Here is a 1,360-nt window from a genome sequence, read left to right on the forward strand (position 1 = left end):
GGCCGGCACCGGCAGGGGGCCGTGCTGGGTCCGGACCCGGCCCGAGCCGAGCGGCAGGGCCGAGACGCTCCAGCTACGCGCTTCGAGGGCGGCGATCAGGTGGGCGGCGGCGACGATGTCGGCGATCGAGTCGAAGGCGCCGACCTCGTGGAACGCCACCGCATCGACCGCGATGCCGTGGACCCGCGCCTCGGCCTCGGCGAGGTGCCCGAAGATCGCCAGAGCATGCGCCCGGACGGCGGGCGCGAGGTCCGCCCGCTCGAGATCCGCGCGGATCTCGAACCAGGGCCGGTGGCCGTGATGCGGCGGGTGGTCCGAGTGCCCGTGCGTGTGGGCGTGATCGTGCGTATGGGGGTGATCGTGGTGGGCCGCATGGCCGCCGTGCCGATGCGGCGCAGGCATCTCCGCCCCGGGGGCCGAGACCGCGAAGCGCAGGCCCCGCAGGATGCCGTCGTTGTGCTGCGATGCCGTGCAGGCGATGCGCGGATCGACGGCCCGCACGCTGGCGCGCACGCCCTCAAGATGCTCGGGAAAGGCATCCAGCAACGCGGCGGCGAACATGTCGCCGGCGACGCCGCCGAGTGCGTCGAGGTGGATGTGCATGGTCTGTCGGTCGGCTCGAACCGGTTGCCTGATGCGGTGCAGATCGGCCGCCGCAGGCCGAAGGCAAGGGACGCGGCCCCGTCGCGGCGACGCGGCGTATCGCCATCGGCCCAAATAGAGCCGCCGTCCGTCGACGCGACGGCTCCGGATCGCGCGTGCGCCGCGGAGCGGTTCGAGGGACTACCGCTTGTCAGCTCCCGCCGACGCGTCCTGTAGAACCGGGTCCCCGCGGCCTGACGATCGATCTCCGTTCGTGATCAGCCGCCTTATCGTCTTCGCGGGCACACCGCCGACCAAGACTCCCGCCTCGACATCCTTGGTCACGACTGATCCGGCCGCAACTATAGATTGTTCTCCGATCGTGACGCCGCACAAAATGATTGCCCCGGCCCCGATCCAGACACCGTCCTGCACGATGATGTCTTTGTGGAATGTCTGGCGCGTTTTGTTTGTTCTATCGTGGAACGCGTCGATGACGAGATCATGAGTCGATGTTTCGAAGCTTACCCTGGAACCGACCATGCAGCGATTACCGATCTCGATCCGCGCGTTCCGGCAGGCAAATCGGACCTCGGAATTGATGAATGTTTGATATCCAATCGCAAGACCTCTTATTGCTTCATCGTTGAGACTTTGTTCGAAAATTATAGGACTTGAAATATGTGATCTTGCCCCGACCCGAACGCCAATATTTCGCAACAGCGTTCGCCGCGCGCCGTTAAGCCCATAGAAATTCGGAATCCGGTTATATATAATT

General features: G+C 65.2%; 2 protein-coding genes. Both read right to left on the reverse strand.

The window, feature by feature from the left end:
• A partial coding sequence (larC, locus tag FV228_RS29860; protein WP_147857746.1) for a nickel insertion protein occupies positions 1-603 on the reverse strand: 603 nt, incomplete at its 3' end.
• Between the two features lie 180 nt (positions 604-783).
• Positions 784-1,359 (reverse strand): acyltransferase, encoded by a 576-nt coding sequence (locus FV228_RS29865; RefSeq protein WP_281406552.1) that lies wholly within the window; start codon positions 1,357-1,359, stop codon positions 784-786.
• Position 1,360: the final 1 nt, after the last annotated feature.

The organism is Methylobacterium sp. WL18 (assembly GCF_008040015.1).
Classification (GTDB): Bacteria; Pseudomonadota; Alphaproteobacteria; order Rhizobiales; family Beijerinckiaceae; genus Methylobacterium; species Methylobacterium mesophilicum.